Source organism: Microbispora sp. NBRC 16548, from assembly GCF_030268985.1.
Classification (GTDB): domain Bacteria; phylum Actinomycetota; class Actinomycetes; order Streptosporangiales; family Streptosporangiaceae; genus Microbispora; species Microbispora catharanthi.
The window spans coordinates 530,593-546,892 of the sequence record NZ_BSSF01000002.1 but is presented as its reverse complement, the minus strand read 5'-3'; the positions used below and the strand labels follow the sequence as shown (position 1 = coordinate 546,892).

Here is a 16,300-nt window from a genome sequence, read left to right as displayed (position 1 = left end):
CCTAACGGCCCCCCCGGCGGCGGACCGCGTTCGACATGGCCCGCGCCATCTCCCGGCCGGCCTGCTTCTCCATGAGCGTCTGCCGCTTGTCGTAGTCCTTCTTGCCTCGGGCGATACCGATCTCGATCTTCGCCCGGCCGTCCTTGAAGTACATCGACAGCGGGATCAGCGTGAGGCCCTTCTCCTTCAGCGTCGCGTCGAGCTTGCCGATCTCCTTGCGGTTCAGCAGCAGCTTGCGCGTGCGCCGGGCGGCGTGGTTGGTCCAGGTGCCCTGGCTGTACTCAGGGATGTACACGTTGATCAGCCAGACCTCGCCGCCCTCGACCGAGGCGTAGCCGTCGGTCAGGTTGGCCTTTCCCGCCCGCAGGGACTTGACCTCGGTGCCGGTCAGGACGAGCCCGGCCTCGTAGGTGTCCTCGATGAAGAAGTCGTGCCTGGCACGCTTGTTCTGGGCGATCAGCTTGCGCCCGGTCTCACGTGGCATAAGGGGAGCCTACCGTCGCCGCGAAGGGCGGAAACGAGCTGCGCGGCCGGTGCGGGATCACACCCGCAGGTAGCGGCGCAGGGTGACGAACGAGGCGAGCACACAGATCAGCACGCCGACGGCCATGGTGCCGGTGATCACGCCGGCGACCGTGTCCCAGCCGAGGGGCGCGGCCATGTAGGTCTGGATCGACTCGAAGATGAAGACCTTGACGATGATCAGGATCACACCGGACAGGACGCCGCCGATGAGGCCGGCGATCAGGCCCTCCAGCACGAACGGAAGCTGGATGTAGATGTTGGAGGCGCCGACCAGCCGCATGATGCCGGTCTCCCTTCGGCGGTTGTACGCCGACAGCCGGACCGTGTTGCCGATCAGCAGGGTGGCCGCGATCACCATGAGGATCGCGATGCCGAGCGCCACGTTGCGCAGCGTGTCCATGAAGCCGAAGACCGACTGGAGCAGGTCGCGCTCGTTGACGACGTTGGAGACGCCGGGCTGCCCCTTGAGGCTGCTCGCGACGGCCGCCGCCTTCTCCGGGTCCTTCAACTTGACCCGGAACGACTCCGGCATGTCCTCGGGCTTGGTCACCGAAAGCAGCAGCGTGTTGCTCTCGGTGCTCTGGAAGTTCTTGAACGCCTGGGCCTGGTTCTCGAACTGCACCCGCTCGACGTCCGGGAGCGCCTTGATCGTCTGCTCCAGGGTGCCCTTCTCCTCCTGGGTGACCGCGCCCCGGTTCTTACAGGGTTCGAAGGGAGAGCCCTTGGTGCACAGGTAGACCGACAGCTCGACCTTGTCGCTCCAGAAGCCGGTCAGCTTCGAGACCTGGGAGTTGATCATCAGTCCGACGCCGAGCAGCGCCATGCCGACCGCCACTGTCACGATCACCGCGATGGTCATCGTGAGGTTGCGCCGAAGGCCGATCCAGACCTCGGAGAAGATGAAGTTGGCCCGCATGGTCCCAGTTACTCCTAATACGCCTGGCCGTACACGCCGCGCGACTGGTCGCGGACGATCTTGCCGTCCTCGAGCTCGACCACGCGCTTGCGCATGGAGTCGACGATCGCGGCGTCGTGTGTCGCCATGAGGACGGTCGTGCCGGTCCTGTTGATTCGGTCGAGCACCTTCATGATGCCGATGCTCGTGGCGGGGTCGATGTTTCCCGTGGGCTCGTCGGCGAGCAGAATCATCGGCCGGTTGACGAACGCGCGGGCCATGGCGACCCGCTGCTGCTCGCCACCGGACAGCTCCTCCGGCATGCGGTGCGCCTTGCCCTCGAGGCCGACGAGCTCGATGACCTCGGGCACGACCTTGCGGATGAAGCGGCGCGGCTTGCCGATGACCTCCAGGGCGAACGCCACGTTCTCGTAGACGTTCTTGTTCGGCAGCAGCCGGAAGTCCTGGAACACGCAGCCGATGCGGCGGCGCAGGTGCGGCACCTTGAAGTTGGACAGCTTCGACAGGTCCTTGCCGGCCACGTGGATGGAGCCGCTGTTGGGCCGCTCCTCCTTCAGGACTAACCGGAGGAAGGTGGACTTCCCCGACCCTGACGGACCGACCAGGAACACGAACTCGCCCTTGTCGACATCCACGCTCACGTGGTCGAGGGCGGGCCGGTTTTGGTTCGCGTAGACCTTGGTGACATTATCGAAATGGATCACGGGCGCATCACGGCTAGCCAGTCTAGGGGGTGGGACGGCCGGTACGGGGGTCGCCGGTCACTTTGCTCTGGATCGACGTTCCGTTTGGCCAGAGGCCAGTCTAGGGGTAACACTGGCATGGAACGTCCATAACGGAAACAAAACGATTAGCCCTTGGGCGATGGGGCGGTAAAGCTGCTATGAGCTGCGAACATCTGATCTGCGCCGCGTGCGCGGGCCCCGTGGTGGAGGGGCGCTGCCCCGTCTGCCGTGAGGGCCGCGCCAAGGTTCACCACCACGGATTCATGGGGCTGTCGCCCCTGGTCATCGCGCTTGTCGTGCTACTGGTCGTGGCGCTTGTCGCGCTCACGCACGTCAGCGGTTACTGACCGTCACCGGACTCCTGGCGGCGCGTCCAGCGGATCTCGCCCTCGATGAACTCGTCGAGGTCGCCGTCCAGCACGGCGGTGGGGTTGCCCGCCTCCACACCCGTACGCAGGTCCTTGACGATCTGGTAGGGGTGCAGCACGTAGTTGCGGATCTGCGTGCCCCATGACGTCGTCGTCTCGCCGCGCAGCTCGTTCATCGCCGCGGCCTCCTCCTGGCGCTTGCGCTCCAGCAGCTTGGCCTGGAGGACGGCCATCGCCGTCGCGCGGTTCTGCAGCTGCGACCGCTCGTTCTGGCAGGAGACCACGATCCCGGTCGGGAGGTGGGTGATCCGCACGGCCGAGTCGGTCGTGTTCACGCCCTGGCCGCCCGGCCCGGACGACCGGTAGACGTCGATGCGCAGGTCGTCCTCGTTGATGTCGATGTGGTCGGTCTGCTCGACCACGGGCACCACGTCCACGCCCGCGAACGAGGTCTGCCGGCGGCCCTGGTTGTCGAACGGGCTGATCCGTACCAGCCGGTGGGTGCCGTGCTCGCCCCTGAGCGTGCCGTACGCGTAGGGGGCCTTCACGGCGAAGGTGGCGGACTTGATGCCGGCCTCCTCGGCGTAGGAGGTCTCGTAGACCTCCGCCGGGTAGCCCTTGCGCTCGGCCCACCGCAGGTACATGCGCAGCAGCATCTGGGCCCAGTCGGCCGCGTCGACGCCGCCCGCCTGCGCGTTGATGGTCACCAGGGCCTCGCGGGCGTCGTACTCGCCCGACAGGAGCGTGCGGACCTCGAGCGCGCCGACCTCGGACCTGAGCGCGGCGAGCTCCCTTTCCGCCTCGGCCAGCGCGTCCTCGTCGCCCTCCTCGGACGCCAGCTCGAACAGGACCGGCAGGTCCTCCAGGCGACGGCCCAGGCCGTCCACCCGGTTGACCTCGGCCTGCAGGTGGGAGAGCCGGCTGGTGACGCGCTGCGCCTGATCGGGGTCGTTCCACAGGTCGGGCGCGGCAGCCTGGTCCTCCAACTCGGCGATCTGCTTGCGCAGGGCGTCGAGGTCGAGCACGTCCTGAATGCCCTTCAGCGTGCCGCTAAGCTCGTTGATCTCTTCGGCTGGATCGATGACTGCCACGTCTGTAAAGGGTACGCGAATCGGAGACCCGGTCAGGCAGCACACGTCGGTACCATGTGGATCGATTGCATGGGGAGGCTGGCGTGAACGGGGTCGTTCGGAGTGCGCTGGCTCTTGCCCTCGTCACCTGTACGGCCGTCGCCTGCTCCGGCGGGGAGCCCGCCCGGCCGACGGCCAGCCCGGCGGCCGCCACCTCCGCCCTGCCGAGTCCCGCCGACAGCCCGTCGCCGTCGCCCAGCCCCCCCGCGGTGACGCTTGAGGAGGCGTCCCGGGCGCTCGACGCGTTCCTCGACACCGACGACGTGCTGCGGCTGGCCGGGGCCGACCGGTGGGAGCTCCTGCTCACCCAGGACGGCCAGCGGCCCATCACGATCGCCGACATCCACTCGCAGGAGGGCAAGCCCGCCCGCTACACCTGGGATCGCCGTACGGTGCTCGTGCCCCGGCAGAGCGGCCGCTCGACCGTCTGGTTCGCGGCCACCGCCAGGCGGCGCGACGCGTCCGGCGAGGTCCGCACGGGCGTGTTCACGTTCGTACGGCAGGGCCGGGACGAGCGGTGGCTCAACAGCTTCGCGTCCCTGCTCTACCCCGGCGAGAAACCGCCCTCGGTCGCCCTCGACGCGGACGGGTACGCCACGGCGCTGGAGTCGCGCGACGCCTCGGTGGCCATCAGCCCCAATCTGATGGGCCCGCTGCACGCCACGGTCGCCGAGGAGGGCCCCAAGGGCTACGCCTCCGGGCTGATCGCCCCCGGCCCGCAGACGACGGGCTTCTACGACGAGATCAGCAAGACCAAGGAGACGGCGAAGGCCGACGACTGCATGAACTACGAGTCGATCTTCGCCTCGGCCCCCAACTACCCGATCTTCGCGCTGCGCACGCGTGACGGCGGCGCGATGATGCTGTACACGCTGATCCGCACGTCCTCGTGGACCCCCAATCCCCAGGGGCTCAAGTGCGGCGAGGGGCGCCCGGTGACGCTCCCCGCGGCGGCCCGCTGGCTGCTGAGCCACACCAAGGACCTGTTCATCCGGCAGAAGCGGCAGATCGTCGAGACCCAGCAGTACGTGAGCGCGGTGCCGCCCAAGGCGTCCACCGCGCCCGCGCACGTCGTCGGCTACGAGGGCATCGTCACCGGCGGCTCGAACCGCTGATCGCCGAGCACGGTCACGCCTCCGCGTGCGGGAGGTTGCTGGTGGAGACCAGCGTCCGCACCGCGCGCAGCGCGACCGACAGCGTCGCCAGGTCGAAGGTGTCGCTCTCCCAGATCTCGGACAGCGTCTGCCGCGACCGCGTCACCGCGGCCTGGTTGGCCTCCGTCCAGCTCGCCAGCCGCTCCTCCGGCGACAGGCCCGGCCGGCTGTGGATCAGCACGTCCCTGGTGAGCGTCGCGTGGGCGGCGTACAGGTCGTCGCGCAGCGCCGCCCTGGCCATCGAGTTCCACCGGCTGTCGCGCGGCAGCGCGATCACCCGCTCGCGCAGCCGGGCGAGCTGGAGCCGGTCGGCCAGGTCGAAGTAGACCTCGGCCACCTCGCTCACCGGCCGGCCGGTGTACGCCGCGATCTCCACGAGGTCGAAGGTGGAGTAGGCCGGCACCATCGCGGCGACCCGCTCGGCCAGCTCGCCGGGCACGCCCCTGGCCACGAAGGAGTCCCTGCGCTCCTCGTACGCCGCCAGGTCGGGGCCGGTCAGCAGCTTGGGCAGGTGGGGCAGCAGGCCCCCGGCGCCCTCGATGAAGTAGCGGGCCGTGGAGGCGAGGTCGAGCGGGGGGCGGCGGTTGCCGAGCAGCCAGCGGGTGCCGCGCTCGGACAGCTTGCGGCCCTCCAGCAGCATGGCGAGCTGGGTCGCGGTGTCCACCTCGTTGTCCAGCTCCTCGATCTGGCGCGTGAACGAGGGCAGGTCGAAGACCTCCCGCGTCACGAGGTAGGCCCGCACGATGTCGGGCGTCGAGGCGCCGGTCTCCTCGCCGAACCGGTAGACCAGGCTCGTCCCGCCGAAGTTCACCACGTCGTTGACGATCCGGGTCGTGATGATCTCCCGGCGCAGCGGGTGGGAGTCCATGTACGCCCGGAAGCGGTCGCGCAGGGCCGAGGGGAAGTACGACACCAGCCACGAGGCCAGCGACGGGTCGTCGGGGATTTCCGACTGCAGCAGCTCCGCGTCCACCACGAGCTTGGTGTAGGCGAGCAGCACCGCGAACTCGGGGTTGGTGAGCCCGAGCCCGGCCTGACGCCGCTCGGCGAGCACCTTGTCCGACGGCAGGAACTCCAGCTCCCGGTTGACCAGGCCCTCGCGCTCCAGCCTCCGCAGGTAGCGGGCGTGGATGTGCAGCATCTCCGGCGCCTGCGCCCGGGCCGCCGCGAGCACGACGTTCTGGGCGTAGTTGTCCTCCAGCACCAGCCTGCCCACCTCGTCGGTCATGTCGAGGAAGAGCTGGTTGCGCTGCTTGTCGGTCATATCGCCGTCACGGACGACCTGGTCGAGCAGGATCTTGATGTTCACCTCGTGGTCGGAGGTGTCCACACCGGCCGAGTTGTCGATGAAGTCGGTGTTGATCAGCCCGCCGTTCAGCGCGAACTCGATCCGGGCGCGCTGGGTGAAGCCGAGGTTGCCGCCCTCGCCGACGACCTTGCAGCGCAGGTCGGCCGCGTTGATCCGCAGCCCGTCGTTGGCCTTGTCCCCCACGTCGGCGTGGGTCTCCGACGACGCCTTGACGTACGTGCCGATGCCGCCGTTCCACAGCAGGTCGACGGGGCCCCGCAGGATCGCGCTGATCAGGTCGTTCGGCGCGAGCGCGGTGACGTTGTGCGGCAGGCCGAGCGCGGCGCGCGTCTGCGGCGAGACCGGGATCGACTTCGCGGTGCGCGGCCACACGCCGCCGCCCGCCGAGATGAGCGACCTGTCGTAGTCGTCCCAGGAGCTTCTGGGCAGCTCGAACAGCCGTCGCCGCTCGGCGAAGCTCCGCGCGGCGTCCGGGTCGGGGTCGACGAACACGTGCCGGTGGTCGAAGGCCGCCACGAGCCGGATGTGCTCCGACAGGAGCATGCCGTTGCCGAACACGTCGCCCGACATGTCGCCGACGCCGGCCACGGTGAAGTCGGTGCTCTGCACGTCCACCCCGAGCGTGCGGAAGTGGTACTTGACCGACTCCCAGGCGCCCCTGGCGGTGATGCCCATGGCCTTGTGGTCGTAGCCCACCGACCCGCCGGAGGCGAAGGCGTCGCCGAGCCAGTAGCCGTACTCCTTGGCCACCTCGTTGGCGATGTCGGAGAAGGTCGCGGTGCCCTTGTCGGCGGCCACCACGAGGTAGGTGTCGTCGCCGTCGTGCCGCACGACGTCGGGCGGCGGCACGACCTCCCCCGCGACCAGGTTGTCGGTCAGGTCGAGCAGGCCGGAGATGAACTGGCGGTAGCAGGCCACGCCCTCGGCCAGGAACTCGTCGCGCCCTCCCGCGCCGTTTTTGAGCTGGGGTGGCCGCTTGACGACGAAGCCGCCCTTGGAACCGGTCGGCACGATGACGGTGTTCTTGACCATCTGCGCCTTGACCAGGCCGAGGATCTCCGTGCGGAAGTCCTCCATGCGATCCGACCAGCGCAGGCCGCCGCGGGCGACCTTGCCGAAGCGCAGGTGCACGCCCTCGACCCGCGGCGAGTACACGAAGATCTCGTACTTCGGCCGGGGCAGCGGCAGCACGCTGATCGACTGGGGATCGACCTTCAGCGAGATGTACGGCTTGCGCCTGCCGGTGACGAACTGGCTGCCCGCGTCCCCGGCGTCGCGCCCGTCGTCGCGCGCGGCCTGGAAGACGTTGGTGCGCAACGTCGCCTGGATCATCTCCAGGTAGGCCCGCAGGATGCGGTCCTCGTCGAGCGAGGCCACCTCGTCCAGCGAGGCGAGGATCTCCTCGGTCAGCGCGTCGCAGACCTCCGGCCTGCCGTCGTCCGGCCGCCGCGGGTCGAGCCTGGCCTCGAACAGCCGCACCAGCAGCCGGGCCAGCCGCACGTTGCCGCGCAGCACCCTCTCGATGTACGACTGGCTGAACGTGGTCCCGGCCTGCCGCAGATACTTGGCGTACGCCCGGAGGATCTCGGCCTGCTCCCAGGTGAGCCCGCCGGCCAGAACGAGCGCGTTGAAGCCGTCGTTCTCCACCTCGCCGCGCCACAGCACGGCGAACGCGTCCTGGAAGAGCCGCTTGAACTCGTCGCGGTGCACCTCCTCCGAGGGGGTGTACCGCAGGCCGAAGTCGTAGATCCAGGCGTCCCTGGTGTCGGGGTCGTGGTCGCGGTCGATCTCGTACGGCCGCTCGTCCACCACCTCGACGCCCATCCGCTGCAGCAGCGGGAGCACCCGCGACAGAGAGATCGGCGCGCCCAGCCGGTAGAGCTTGAAGCGCCGCTCCCCCTCCGCCGCGCCGTACGGCTCGTAGAGGTTCATGCCGATGGCGTTCGGGTCCTCGCCGAGCGATTCCAGCCGCTTGAGGTCGGCGACGGCCGTACGCGCGGGGAAGTCGGCCTTGTAGCCCTCGGGGAAGGCGGTGCCGTAGCGGCGCAGCAGCCGGGGCGCGTCCTCCTCCGGGCACAGCTCGCCGATCGCGGCGGCGAGGTCGTCCTCCCAGGTGCGGGTGGTGGCGGCCAGCCGCGCCTCCAGCTCCTCGACGTCGACCGGCGTCTCGCCGAGCGGTTTTCCGCGCTCGCCGCGGATCACGACGTACAGCCGGGCCAGCGCCGACTCGCCGATCATCGTGCTGTAGTCGAGCGAGGAGCCGCCGAGCGCCTTCATCAGGATCCGCTGCATGTGCAGGCGGACCTTGGTGGTGTAGCGGTCGCGCGGCAGGAAGATCAGGCAGGAGATGTAGCGGCCGTAGTCGTCGCGGCGCAGGAACAGCTTGACCTGTTTGCGCTCGCGCAGCCGCAGCACGCCGAGCGCGATGGGCAGCAGCTCGCCAACGGAGATCTGGAAGAGCTCGGTGCGCGGGTAGGTCTCCAGGATCTCCATCAGATCCTTGCCGTCGTGGCTGTCGGGCGACAGCCCGGCACGCTCCAGCACCTCGGCGAGCTTGCGCCGCAGGACCGGGATCCGGGAGATCGACTCGTTGTACGCCACGTGGGTGAACAGCCCGAGGAACCGCCGCTCGCCGATCACCTCGCCCTCCGGCGAGAAGACCTTGATCCCGACGTAGTCGAGGTAGTGGGGCTTGTAGACGGTGGCCCGGCTGTTGGCCTTGGTGACGATCAGCAGCTGCTTCTCCCGCGCCTTCGCCCGCACCTTCGGCGGCAGGGCGGCGAAGCTGGCCGATCCGGCCTTGTCGGCCCGCAGGATGCCGAGCCCGGTGCCGGGCAGGCCGCGCAGCGCGGCGCCGCCGTCGGTGTCCTCGAGCCGGTATTCGCGGTAGCCGAGGAACGTGAAGTGGCCGTCGGCCAGCCAGCGCAGCAGCTCCATGCCGTCCTCGACCTGCGCGGGGTCGAGCGGCGGCGGGTTGACCGCCAGGTCCTCGGCGGTCTGCACGGCCAGCGCCCGCATCTTGGCGAAGTCCTCGACCGCGCAGCGCACGTCGAGCAGCACCCGCTGCAGGTCGCTCTCCAGCTCCTTGAGCACGCCGTGATCGGCCTGCCGGTCGATCTCGATGTGCATCCACGACTCGCGGACGACCTGCCCGGTCACGTTCTCCCTGTCGGGGCCGAGCAGCTCACCCGTCATGTCCCTGCGCACCCGCATCTGGGGGTGGACGATCAGGTGGGTGCCGATCTCGTGCCGGTCCAGCTCGGTCGTCACCGAGTCGACGAGGAACGGCATGTCGTCGGTGACGATCTGGACCACCGTGCGGCCCGGGTCCCAGCCGCACTCCTCAAGCGTGGGGGTGTAGACGCGGACCAGCGCGCGTCCCTGCGGCCGGTGCTGGGCCAGGTGGCGGTGGGCCATCGCGGGGCCGTACACGTTCACCGGGTCGCGGTCGGCCAGGTCCTCGACCGGGACGTTGCGGTAGTACCGCCTCAGGAAGGCCAGGGGGTCCTCGCCCTCCACGTGCAGCGCTCCCGGCGCGTGCGCGCACCTCTCGGCGGCGATGCGGAGAAGCTCGTCCAGCGCTTCATCCGATTCCTGCCGATTCAGCGCCATTTCGAGCGGCATGTCGCTACTCACTCCCTTGTGAGGATTCAAAGCCAGGCCCGGAGTTCCCAGAGCAGGGGAAAGAAGTGCAAACGCGTCCTTCCCCTCAAGTACGGTGCCCCGGAGGAGCCTCCCGTACCGGATTTCGTGCCGATCTGGCGCTCCACCATCTGCATGTGCCTCATCCGCCAGAGCGCGGTCGTCTCGTCGTGGGTGAGGAGATCTTCGGCCAGGTCCCACAGATCGTCGTACGACCCCCGGTCACGGGCCACGGCCAGCAGGGATTCCATGATCTCCTCGTCGGAGACCGGCAGGCCGCGCTGGGAGAGGGCGGTGAGGAAAGCATCCCACAGCGTCGGCTCGGCGAGCCGCCGCCGGAGCCTGGCGAGTTCCGCCTCGCTCGCGTCCCTCAGCCGGCCGAGGTACGCCGGATCCTTGGCGCCCGAGAGGAACTCGAGCTCGCGGAACTGCACCGACTGGAAACCGCTCGCGGGGGCGAGCACCGACCGGAACTCCAGGAAGTCCTGCGGCGTCATGGTCTCCAGCACCTGGACCTGGTCGACCATGACCTTCTCCACCGCGTGGACCCGGCGGAACAGATGCCGGGCGCGCCACAGCGCGCCCTCGACCATCGCGTCCCTGATCCGCTCCAGCTCGTGCAGGAGGAGCTTGAACCACAGCTCGTAGACCTGGTGGACGGTGATGAACAGCAGTTCGTCGCTGGCACCCGAGCGCTGCTCCTGCTGGCCGAGCAGCTCGGACAGGCGGAGATAGCCGCCATAGGACAGGCGCCCGCCCTCCTCACCGAAGCTGCGGGGCGGGGGAAGCACGTCCCCGGACCCGGCCCGGCCGTACGGCGTCGCAGGCATGCGCCACTCCTCCACGATGGGCGCGTCCCTTCCGGTCCCCATTGACCGAAAGCCCGGCACCACCGCCCCCGATACCACCCCATAACGGCACAAACGTCAACTTCGTCGCGCGCTCGCAATCAGGGGATTGACCTTGCCCCATTTAACCAGCCGCACCTCCGCCGAGGGGTCTCATGCGCATACAGCCGCCGGAGATGACCGCCCGCCGACGGGAGGCCCTCGCACCGGGCATCGGGAAATCGCGAATGCCTGATCACAAAACGGCTTGAACTTATCGAAGCTGCTTTCGATTCACGTACGATCATGCGCTGTGAAAGATCATCGTCCGGAGCGTGCGGCCGTCTTCGTGGACCAGAGCGGGCGCCGGGCCAAGATCTTGACAGCCGCCGCGGTCGGCGGGGCGATCGTCGTCCTCGCGCTGACTCTCACTCTGGTGAGCGGAGCACTCGCCGGCCCCGAGCTGCCCCCGATGGGATGGCTCGGCACGCAGGGGCAGCAGGTCGTGGAACGCTCCCCCACGGGTTCCCCCACCCCGTCCCAGGGGGCCGAGCACAGGCGTGTCCCCCGGGCGAGCGGCACGCCGCGCGCGACGGCGGCTCCCGCGCCGCGGACTCCCTCCGCGCGCAGGCCGCCGAGCAGGGTGCCCTCCGCCGCTCCTTCCAACCGGAGGAGCCCGAGGCCGAGCACGACGCCTTCTGCGAGTCCGGGGCCGGATGTGGAGATCTCCGCGTCCGCTGAGTCCACGCCCGCGCCGTCGGCTCCCGAGGTCGAGCAGACCACGGCGCCGGCGGAGGAGGCGACGCGGACCCCGGCAGCGGAGCCCAGCACCGTCCAGACACCTCCCCAGCAGCCGGGGGCCTCCCAGTGATGCGTCGATGAGACGACAGCGCAGACCGGCCGAGCGGAGACCCGCCGAGCCGCGCGGCCACTGGTTCCTCGCCGCGATCGCCGCGCTGCTCATGGCCGGAGCGCTGCTGCTCAACGCGTACGCGCACAACGTGGTCGGCGAGACCCAGCCGCCCCCGGCGGACTTCGGCGACTCCGCCGAGCTGGAACGGATTCGCTCCGGCGGCCCCCTGGTCAACGTCTCGGGATCCCGGCCGCTCAGCGCGCGGCCCAAGCCTCGCCGGGTGGCGCTCACCTTCGACGACGGACCCGATCCGCGGTGGACGCCCCGGCTGCTCGACCTGCTCCGCGAGCACCACGCGAAGGCGACCTTCTTCGTCCTGGGAGCCCACGTCGCCGACCACCCCGAGCTCACCCGCCGCGTGGTCGCCGAAGGGCACGAGATCGGCAACCACACCTACACCCATGCCGACCTGGGCGCGGTGCCGGCCTGGCGGGTCCGCGTGGAGATGTCCCTGACGCAGAAGACGCTGGCCGCGGCGGCCGGGATCCACACCCGCCTCGCCCGCATCCCGTACTCCTCGGCCCCGGGAGCGGTCGGGTACCGGCAGCTCGCCACCATGCGGCTGCTCGGCGACGAGGGATACCTCGTGACGTTCACCGACGTGGACACCCAGGACTGGAGCCGCCCGCCCGCGGACGAGATGGTCCTCGCGTCACTCGCGCGCACGGTCGAGGGCGAGGGCGCAGTGATCATGTTCCACGACTCGGGCGGCGACCGCGCCCGGACGCTGGCCGCCGTCGACCGGCTGCTCACCCGGCTGGAGAAGAAGGGATACACCGCCACCACCCTCACGGACGCCGTCGGGCTCCCCACGGCGCACACCGCCGCCTCCCCCGACGAGCGCGTCCTCGGCACGGTCCTGGGGTTCGCCCAGCGCGCCTCCTTCACCTTCGTCGAGGCGCTCGGCTGGTTCCTCGCCGCTGCCGGCGTGCTCACGCTGCTCCGGCTGGCCCTCTTCGTCGCGCTGGCGTGGGCGCACGCCCGCAGGACGCGCGGGAGATCCGCGAACGCCGGCGTTCCCCACTGGGCGGCCACGCCGCCGGTCTCGGTGATCGTGCCCGCCTACAACGAGGCGGCGGGGATCGAGGCGACGGTCCGGTCCCTGGTCAGGACCGACTATCCCGGCCCGGTCGAGGTCGTCGTCGTGGACGACGGCTCGGCCGACGAGACCGGGCGGATCGCCGCCTCGCTCGGCCTGCCCGGAGTCCGGGTGATCCGGCAGCCGAACGCCGGGAAGCCCGCCGCGCTCACCACCGGCATCGCCCACGCCGCCCACGACATCCTGGTCATGGTGGACGGCGACACCGTCTTCGAACCCTCGACCATCGGGACCCTCGTACGGCCGCTCGCCGACCGAACCGTCGGCGCGGTCAGCGGCAACACCAAGGTCGGCAACCGGCGCGGGATGATCGGCCGCTGGCAGCACATCGAGTACGTCGTCGGGTTCAACCTGGACCGCCGCGCGTTCGACCTGCTCGGCTGCATGGCGACGGTGCCGGGGGCGATCGGCGCGTTCCGCCGCGAGGCGATCGCGTCGGCCGGCGGCGTCAGCGCGGACACGCTCGCCGAGGACACCGACCTGACCATGGCGATCAGCCGCAGGGGCTGGCGGGTGGTCTACGAGGAGCGGGCGCGCGCGTGGACCGAGGCGCCCGCCTCGCTCGGCCAGCTGTGGCGGCAGCGGTACCGGTGGTGCTACGGCACGCTGCAGGCGATCTGGAAGCATCGCGGCGCGGTGACGGAGCGCCGTCCCTTCGGCCGGCGATGCCTCGGTTATCTCACGCTGTTCCAGGTGATCCTGCCGTTGCTGGCCCCCGTCGTCGACGTCATGGCCCTCTACGGACTGTTCGTCGGCGATCCCCTGCCCGTGGTCGCGGTGTGGGCCGGCTTCGTCGCGGTGCAGGCGCTCACCGGCTGGTACGCGCTGCGCCTGGACGGCGAACGGGCCTCGGTGCTGTGGGTGCTGCCGCTGCAGCAGTTCGTCTACCGGCAGCTGATGTATCTGGTCGTCATCCAGTCGGTGGCCACCGCGGTCCTGGGGGCCCGGCTGCGCTGGCACACGGTCCGCAGGGAGGGCACGTTCACCCTGGCGGGGCCCTCCGTCCCGAGACCGTCCGTCCCGAGACCGTCCGTCGCGGGCCGCCGGCGCGGGCCGGTCAGGGGTGGGAACGCTCCGAGGAGGAGACGGAGCCGTCCTTGACGGCGTCGAGCATGCCGGGCAGCTCCTGGGCCTCCAGCAGTTCCGCCCGGCATGGCGCGCATTCGTCGAGGTGCCGCTCGAATGCCTCGGCGTCGTCGTCGTCCAGCACTCCCAGGGCGTACGCTGCCACGTCGAAGTGCGGCGACGACGCGGACATCAGCTGGCCACCCCCCTCTCCTTCAGGGCCGTGCGAAGCGCGCGCAGGGCGTAAAAGAGCCTCGATTTCACGGTACCCGGTGGGATGCCCAGAACCTCGGCCGCTTGGCTTACCGTCCGGTCGCGTAAGTATGTCTCTTCGATAACTTCCCGGTGCTGACTCGACAGGTGCCGCAGCGCGTCCGCGACCACGATGGCCGCCAGCGTCCGGTCCGAGCCGTCCGGTACGGCGATGCTGTCCTCTTCGGGAGCCTCCACCTCCCTCGGCCGTACGCCGCGCCTGCGGCGCCCGTCGATCACGATGCGGCGGGCGACGGTGAGGAGCCACGCCCACAGCAGGGGCGGCTCCCACGTCAGCTTCGCCGAGTTACGCCAGGCACGCACGAGCGTCTCCTGGACGACGTCCTCAGCCCATTGCAGGTCGTTGCCGGTCGTCTTGCGCACGTGACGCAGCAGCGGACCGCCGAACTCGCGGTACAGCTCCCGGATCAGGCGTTCGTCCCGATCGGGGTCGTCGTTGTCAGCGTCGTAGTCAGGGGGGTCAAGACGCACGAACCGGCTGTCGAGTTGTCGACGCACGGCCACATATTTGCACCAGGGTTACTGGTTCGTACACCACATCCGTAACTCCAGTCATTTCTGACTATTTCCTGAACCGCGCCTGAGGGGACCGCGTACCTCCGACCGAAGGTCACGAAAGGAGGCACGATGCGGTTCCGGTTTGGGGAACTCCTGGTGCTCGGCGTCTTCCTCTTCGCGGCGGCCGTCACGGTCGTCGTGGTCGTCCCCCGGAGCGCCTCGTCCCAGTCGGATTGGACGCGGTCGGGCTGGACGCAGACCCCCTACGGCCCGCTGGGCCCGGCCGACCGCGACCTGCTGGTCCGGGTGCGCTGGGCGGGGCTCTGGGAGATCCCCGCCGGCCGCTGGGCCCAGGACCGGGCCGGCAGCGACAAGGTCAAGGACGTCGGCAGGCACCTCGTGGAGGACCACACCAAGCTCGACGCGGCGGTCAGGGAACTCGCCGCCAAGCTCGCCGTCCCGCTGCCTGACCAGCCGAACCCGGACCAGCGCGGGTGGCTGGACGAGATGGCCGCCGCGCGCGGCGCCGCCTTCGACCGCGTCTTCGCCGCCCGCCTGCGCGACGCGCACGGCAAGGTGTTCACCTTCGTCTCCGCCGTACGCGCGGGCACCCGCAACAGCCTGATCCGCGACTTCGCCGGGCAGGCGGTCGACGTCGTGATGAAGCACATGACGCTGCTCGAAGGCACGGGTCTCGTCGACTACTCCACGCTGCCCACTCCCACGGTTTAGAAGACACGGTCTAGAAGGCACTGTCTAAGGAGCATCCATGCGAAAACGGCTCGTGCTCGCGATGGCGGGCGTACTGCTCGCAGGCTCGCTGACCGGTGTGGGCCGGCCCGCGTTCGCCGACCACTGCGACCCCTCCGTCCAGGGCGCGGAGTGCGAGGACGTCGGCCCGGCCCTGGAGGACTTCGTCGACATCCGGCAGGTCCCGCCGGGCGACACCGGCGTACGGGCCGGGCGCGGCTCGTTCACCTCGCGCTGCGGACGCAACGAGAACGGCCACCGCAACTCCGACAACCACATCGTCACTCCCGGGGTGTCGAACGGCGCGCACCACGTGCACGACTACGTCGGCAACCTCACCACCAACGGCTTCTCCACCGACGAGAGCCTCGCCGCGGGCGGCACCACCTGCCGGTTCGGCGACCGGTCGGCGTACTTCTGGCCCGTGCTGCGCGGCCGGACCGGCGTCGGCGCCCAGACGGCCGCCTCTCCTTCCCCCTCACCGGACGAGCCCGGCGGCGCGTCCGAGGGCAACGTCGGCAGGATCCTCCTGGCCCGGTCGGTCACGCTGCAGTTCCGCGGCAACCCGGTCAGCAGGGTCGTCGCGATGCCCCGCTTCCTTCGAATGATCACCGGCGACGCGAAGGCGGCCACCAACGGCGGCGCCAACGCCCGGGCGCAGTGGACCTGCACCGGCTTCACCAACCGGCTGACGAGCAGATATCCGCTCTGCCCCCGGGGCGGCCTGGTCCTGCGCGTGCTCGACTTCCCCAGCTGCTGGGACGGCCAGAACACCGACAGCGCCACCCACAGGACCCACGTCGTGTTCCCCGGCGCGAACGGCGCCTGCCCCGCGGGCACTCGGGCGATCCCGCAGCTGCGCATGACCCTGGCCTATTCGGTGCCGAGCGGGCCGTCGTTCGCGGTGGACAGCTTCCCCGAGCAGCAGCACAACCCGGTCACCGACCACGCCGACTTCGAGAACGTCATGCCCGACCGGCTGATGAGCACGGTCGTCTCCTGCGTGAACCGCGGCCTGCGCTGCTGAGCCCTGCACCACTGAACCCGCCCCGCTCGTGCCGTTCCCCGTCCGGTCCTTCGCAGACCACCCCCGCCTGAGGACGGGA

The 16,300-nt window shown here is 70.0% G+C and carries 14 protein-coding genes; 6 read left to right on the top strand and 8 right to left on the bottom strand.

Annotated elements, in window-relative coordinates; genetic code table 11:
• Position 1 precedes the first annotated feature (1 nt).
• Genes smpB through ftsE form a run of 3 tightly spaced genes read right to left on the bottom strand, consistent with a single transcriptional unit; the run spans position 2 to position 2,145 of the window.
• Complete coding sequence (gene smpB, locus QSK36_RS06940; protein WP_139573262.1) at positions 2–484, bottom strand: SsrA-binding protein SmpB; 483 nt, start codon at positions 482–484, stop codon at positions 2–4.
• 57 nt (positions 485–541) lie between these two features.
• The gene (gene ftsX / locus QSK36_RS06935; protein ID WP_182898829.1) at positions 542–1,441 is read right to left on the bottom strand and encodes a permease-like cell division protein FtsX; all 900 of its coding nucleotides are present in this window, start codon (positions 1,439–1,441) and stop codon (positions 542–544) included.
• Between the two features lie 14 nt (positions 1,442–1,455).
• Positions 1,456–2,145 carry a cell division ATP-binding protein FtsE gene (ftsE, locus tag QSK36_RS06930; protein WP_079315626.1) on the bottom strand — a complete coding sequence of 230 codons (690 nt, stop codon included), beginning with the start codon at positions 2,143–2,145 and terminating at the stop codon, positions 1,456–1,458.
• A gap of 179 nt (positions 2,146–2,324) precedes the next feature.
• Here ftsE and QSK36_RS06925 point away from each other — a divergent pair, with 179 nt between their 5' ends.
• Complete coding sequence (locus QSK36_RS06925; protein ID WP_182898828.1) at positions 2,325–2,513, top strand: hypothetical protein; 189 nt, start codon at positions 2,325–2,327, stop codon at positions 2,511–2,513.
• On the opposite strand, the gene prfB is transcribed toward QSK36_RS06925, so the two are convergent.
• On the bottom strand, positions 2,507–3,625 hold the full coding sequence (gene prfB, locus QSK36_RS06920) for a peptide chain release factor 2 (RefSeq protein WP_183534863.1): 1,119 nt from the start codon (positions 3,623–3,625) through the stop codon (positions 2,507–2,509). The genes QSK36_RS06925 and prfB overlap by 7 nt on opposite strands.
• Before the next feature lie 83 nt (positions 3,626–3,708).
• Between prfB and QSK36_RS06915 the strand changes: the two genes are divergently transcribed.
• On the top strand, positions 3,709–4,779 hold the full coding sequence (locus tag QSK36_RS06915; RefSeq protein ID WP_183534861.1) for a DUF8094 domain-containing protein: 1,071 nt from the start codon (positions 3,709–3,711) through the stop codon (positions 4,777–4,779).
• 13 nt (positions 4,780–4,792) lie between these two features.
• Here QSK36_RS06915 and QSK36_RS06910 read toward each other — a convergent pair whose 3' ends face one another.
• Positions 4,793–9,751, bottom strand: coding sequence for an NAD-glutamate dehydrogenase (locus QSK36_RS06910; RefSeq protein WP_285781726.1), 4,959 nt, complete (start codon positions 9,749–9,751; stop codon positions 4,793–4,795).
• A gap of 26 nt (positions 9,752–9,777) precedes the next feature.
• Positions 9,778–10,599 carry a tryptophan 2,3-dioxygenase gene (locus QSK36_RS06905; protein WP_285781725.1) on the bottom strand — a complete coding sequence of 274 codons (822 nt, stop codon included), beginning with the start codon at positions 10,597–10,599 and terminating at the stop codon, positions 9,778–9,780.
• 310 nt (positions 10,600–10,909) lie between these two features.
• On the opposite strand from QSK36_RS06905, the gene QSK36_RS06900 reads away from it, so the two are divergent.
• Both QSK36_RS06900 and QSK36_RS06895 read left to right on the top strand, forming a co-directional pair.
• Positions 10,910–11,467 carry a hypothetical protein gene (locus tag QSK36_RS06900; protein ID WP_285781724.1) on the top strand — a complete coding sequence of 186 codons (558 nt, stop codon included), beginning with the start codon at positions 10,910–10,912 and terminating at the stop codon, positions 11,465–11,467.
• A 7-nt stretch (positions 11,468–11,474) separates the two neighbouring features.
• Entirely contained in the window at positions 11,475–13,709 is a 2,235-nt protein-coding gene (locus QSK36_RS06895) for a bifunctional polysaccharide deacetylase/glycosyltransferase family 2 protein (protein ID WP_285781723.1), read from the top strand.
• On the opposite strand, the gene QSK36_RS06890 is transcribed toward QSK36_RS06895, so the two are convergent.
• Both QSK36_RS06890 and QSK36_RS06885 read right to left on the bottom strand, forming a co-directional pair.
• The gene (locus QSK36_RS06890) at positions 13,666–13,866 is read right to left on the bottom strand and encodes a zf-HC2 domain-containing protein (protein ID WP_183534856.1); all 201 of its coding nucleotides are present in this window, start codon (positions 13,864–13,866) and stop codon (positions 13,666–13,668) included. The genes QSK36_RS06895 and QSK36_RS06890 overlap by 44 nt on opposite strands.
• Positions 13,866–14,444: a sigma-70 family RNA polymerase sigma factor gene (locus tag QSK36_RS06885; RefSeq protein ID WP_319018409.1), complete on the bottom strand. Its 579-nt coding sequence runs from the start codon at positions 14,442–14,444 to the stop codon at positions 13,866–13,868. Before QSK36_RS06885 ends, QSK36_RS06890 begins: the two co-directional genes overlap by 1 nt.
• A gap of 129 nt (positions 14,445–14,573) precedes the next feature.
• On the opposite strand from QSK36_RS06885, the gene QSK36_RS06880 reads away from it, so the two are divergent.
• Together QSK36_RS06880 and QSK36_RS06875 are read left to right on the top strand one after the other, a co-directional pair.
• Positions 14,574–15,176, top strand: a complete 603-nt coding sequence (locus QSK36_RS06880) for a DUF4142 domain-containing protein (RefSeq protein ID WP_183534854.1) — start codon at positions 14,574–14,576, stop codon at positions 15,174–15,176.
• 37 nt (positions 15,177–15,213) lie between these two features.
• Positions 15,214–16,221, top strand: a complete 1,008-nt coding sequence (locus QSK36_RS06875) for a DUF1996 domain-containing protein (protein ID WP_285781722.1) — start codon at positions 15,214–15,216, stop codon at positions 16,219–16,221.
• Positions 16,222–16,300 lie beyond the last annotated feature (79 nt).

Coding starts and splice junctions, on each gene's coding strand:
- QSK36_RS06925 (WP_182898828.1), top strand. CDS start 2,325: ATGAGCTGCGAACATCTGATCTGCGCCGCGTGCGCGGGCCCCGTGGTG.
- QSK36_RS06880 (WP_183534854.1), top strand. CDS start 14,574: ATGCGGTTCCGGTTTGGGGAACTCCTGGTGCTCGGCGTCTTCCTCTTC.
- QSK36_RS06905 (WP_285781725.1), bottom strand. CDS start 10,599: ATGCCTGCGACGCCGTACGGCCGGGCCGGGTCCGGGGACGTGCTTCCC.
- ftsX (WP_182898829.1), bottom strand. CDS start 1,441: ATGCGGGCCAACTTCATCTTCTCCGAGGTCTGGATCGGCCTTCGGCGC.
- QSK36_RS06895 (WP_285781723.1), top strand. CDS start 11,475: ATGAGACGACAGCGCAGACCGGCCGAGCGGAGACCCGCCGAGCCGCGC.
- smpB (WP_139573262.1), bottom strand. CDS start 484: ATGCCACGTGAGACCGGGCGCAAGCTGATCGCCCAGAACAAGCGTGCC.
- QSK36_RS06875 (WP_285781722.1), top strand. CDS start 15,214: ATGCGAAAACGGCTCGTGCTCGCGATGGCGGGCGTACTGCTCGCAGGC.
- QSK36_RS06910 (WP_285781726.1), bottom strand. CDS start 9,751: ATGCCGCTCGAAATGGCGCTGAATCGGCAGGAATCGGATGAAGCGCTG.
- QSK36_RS06890 (WP_183534856.1), bottom strand. CDS start 13,866: ATGTCCGCGTCGTCGCCGCACTTCGACGTGGCAGCGTACGCCCTGGGA.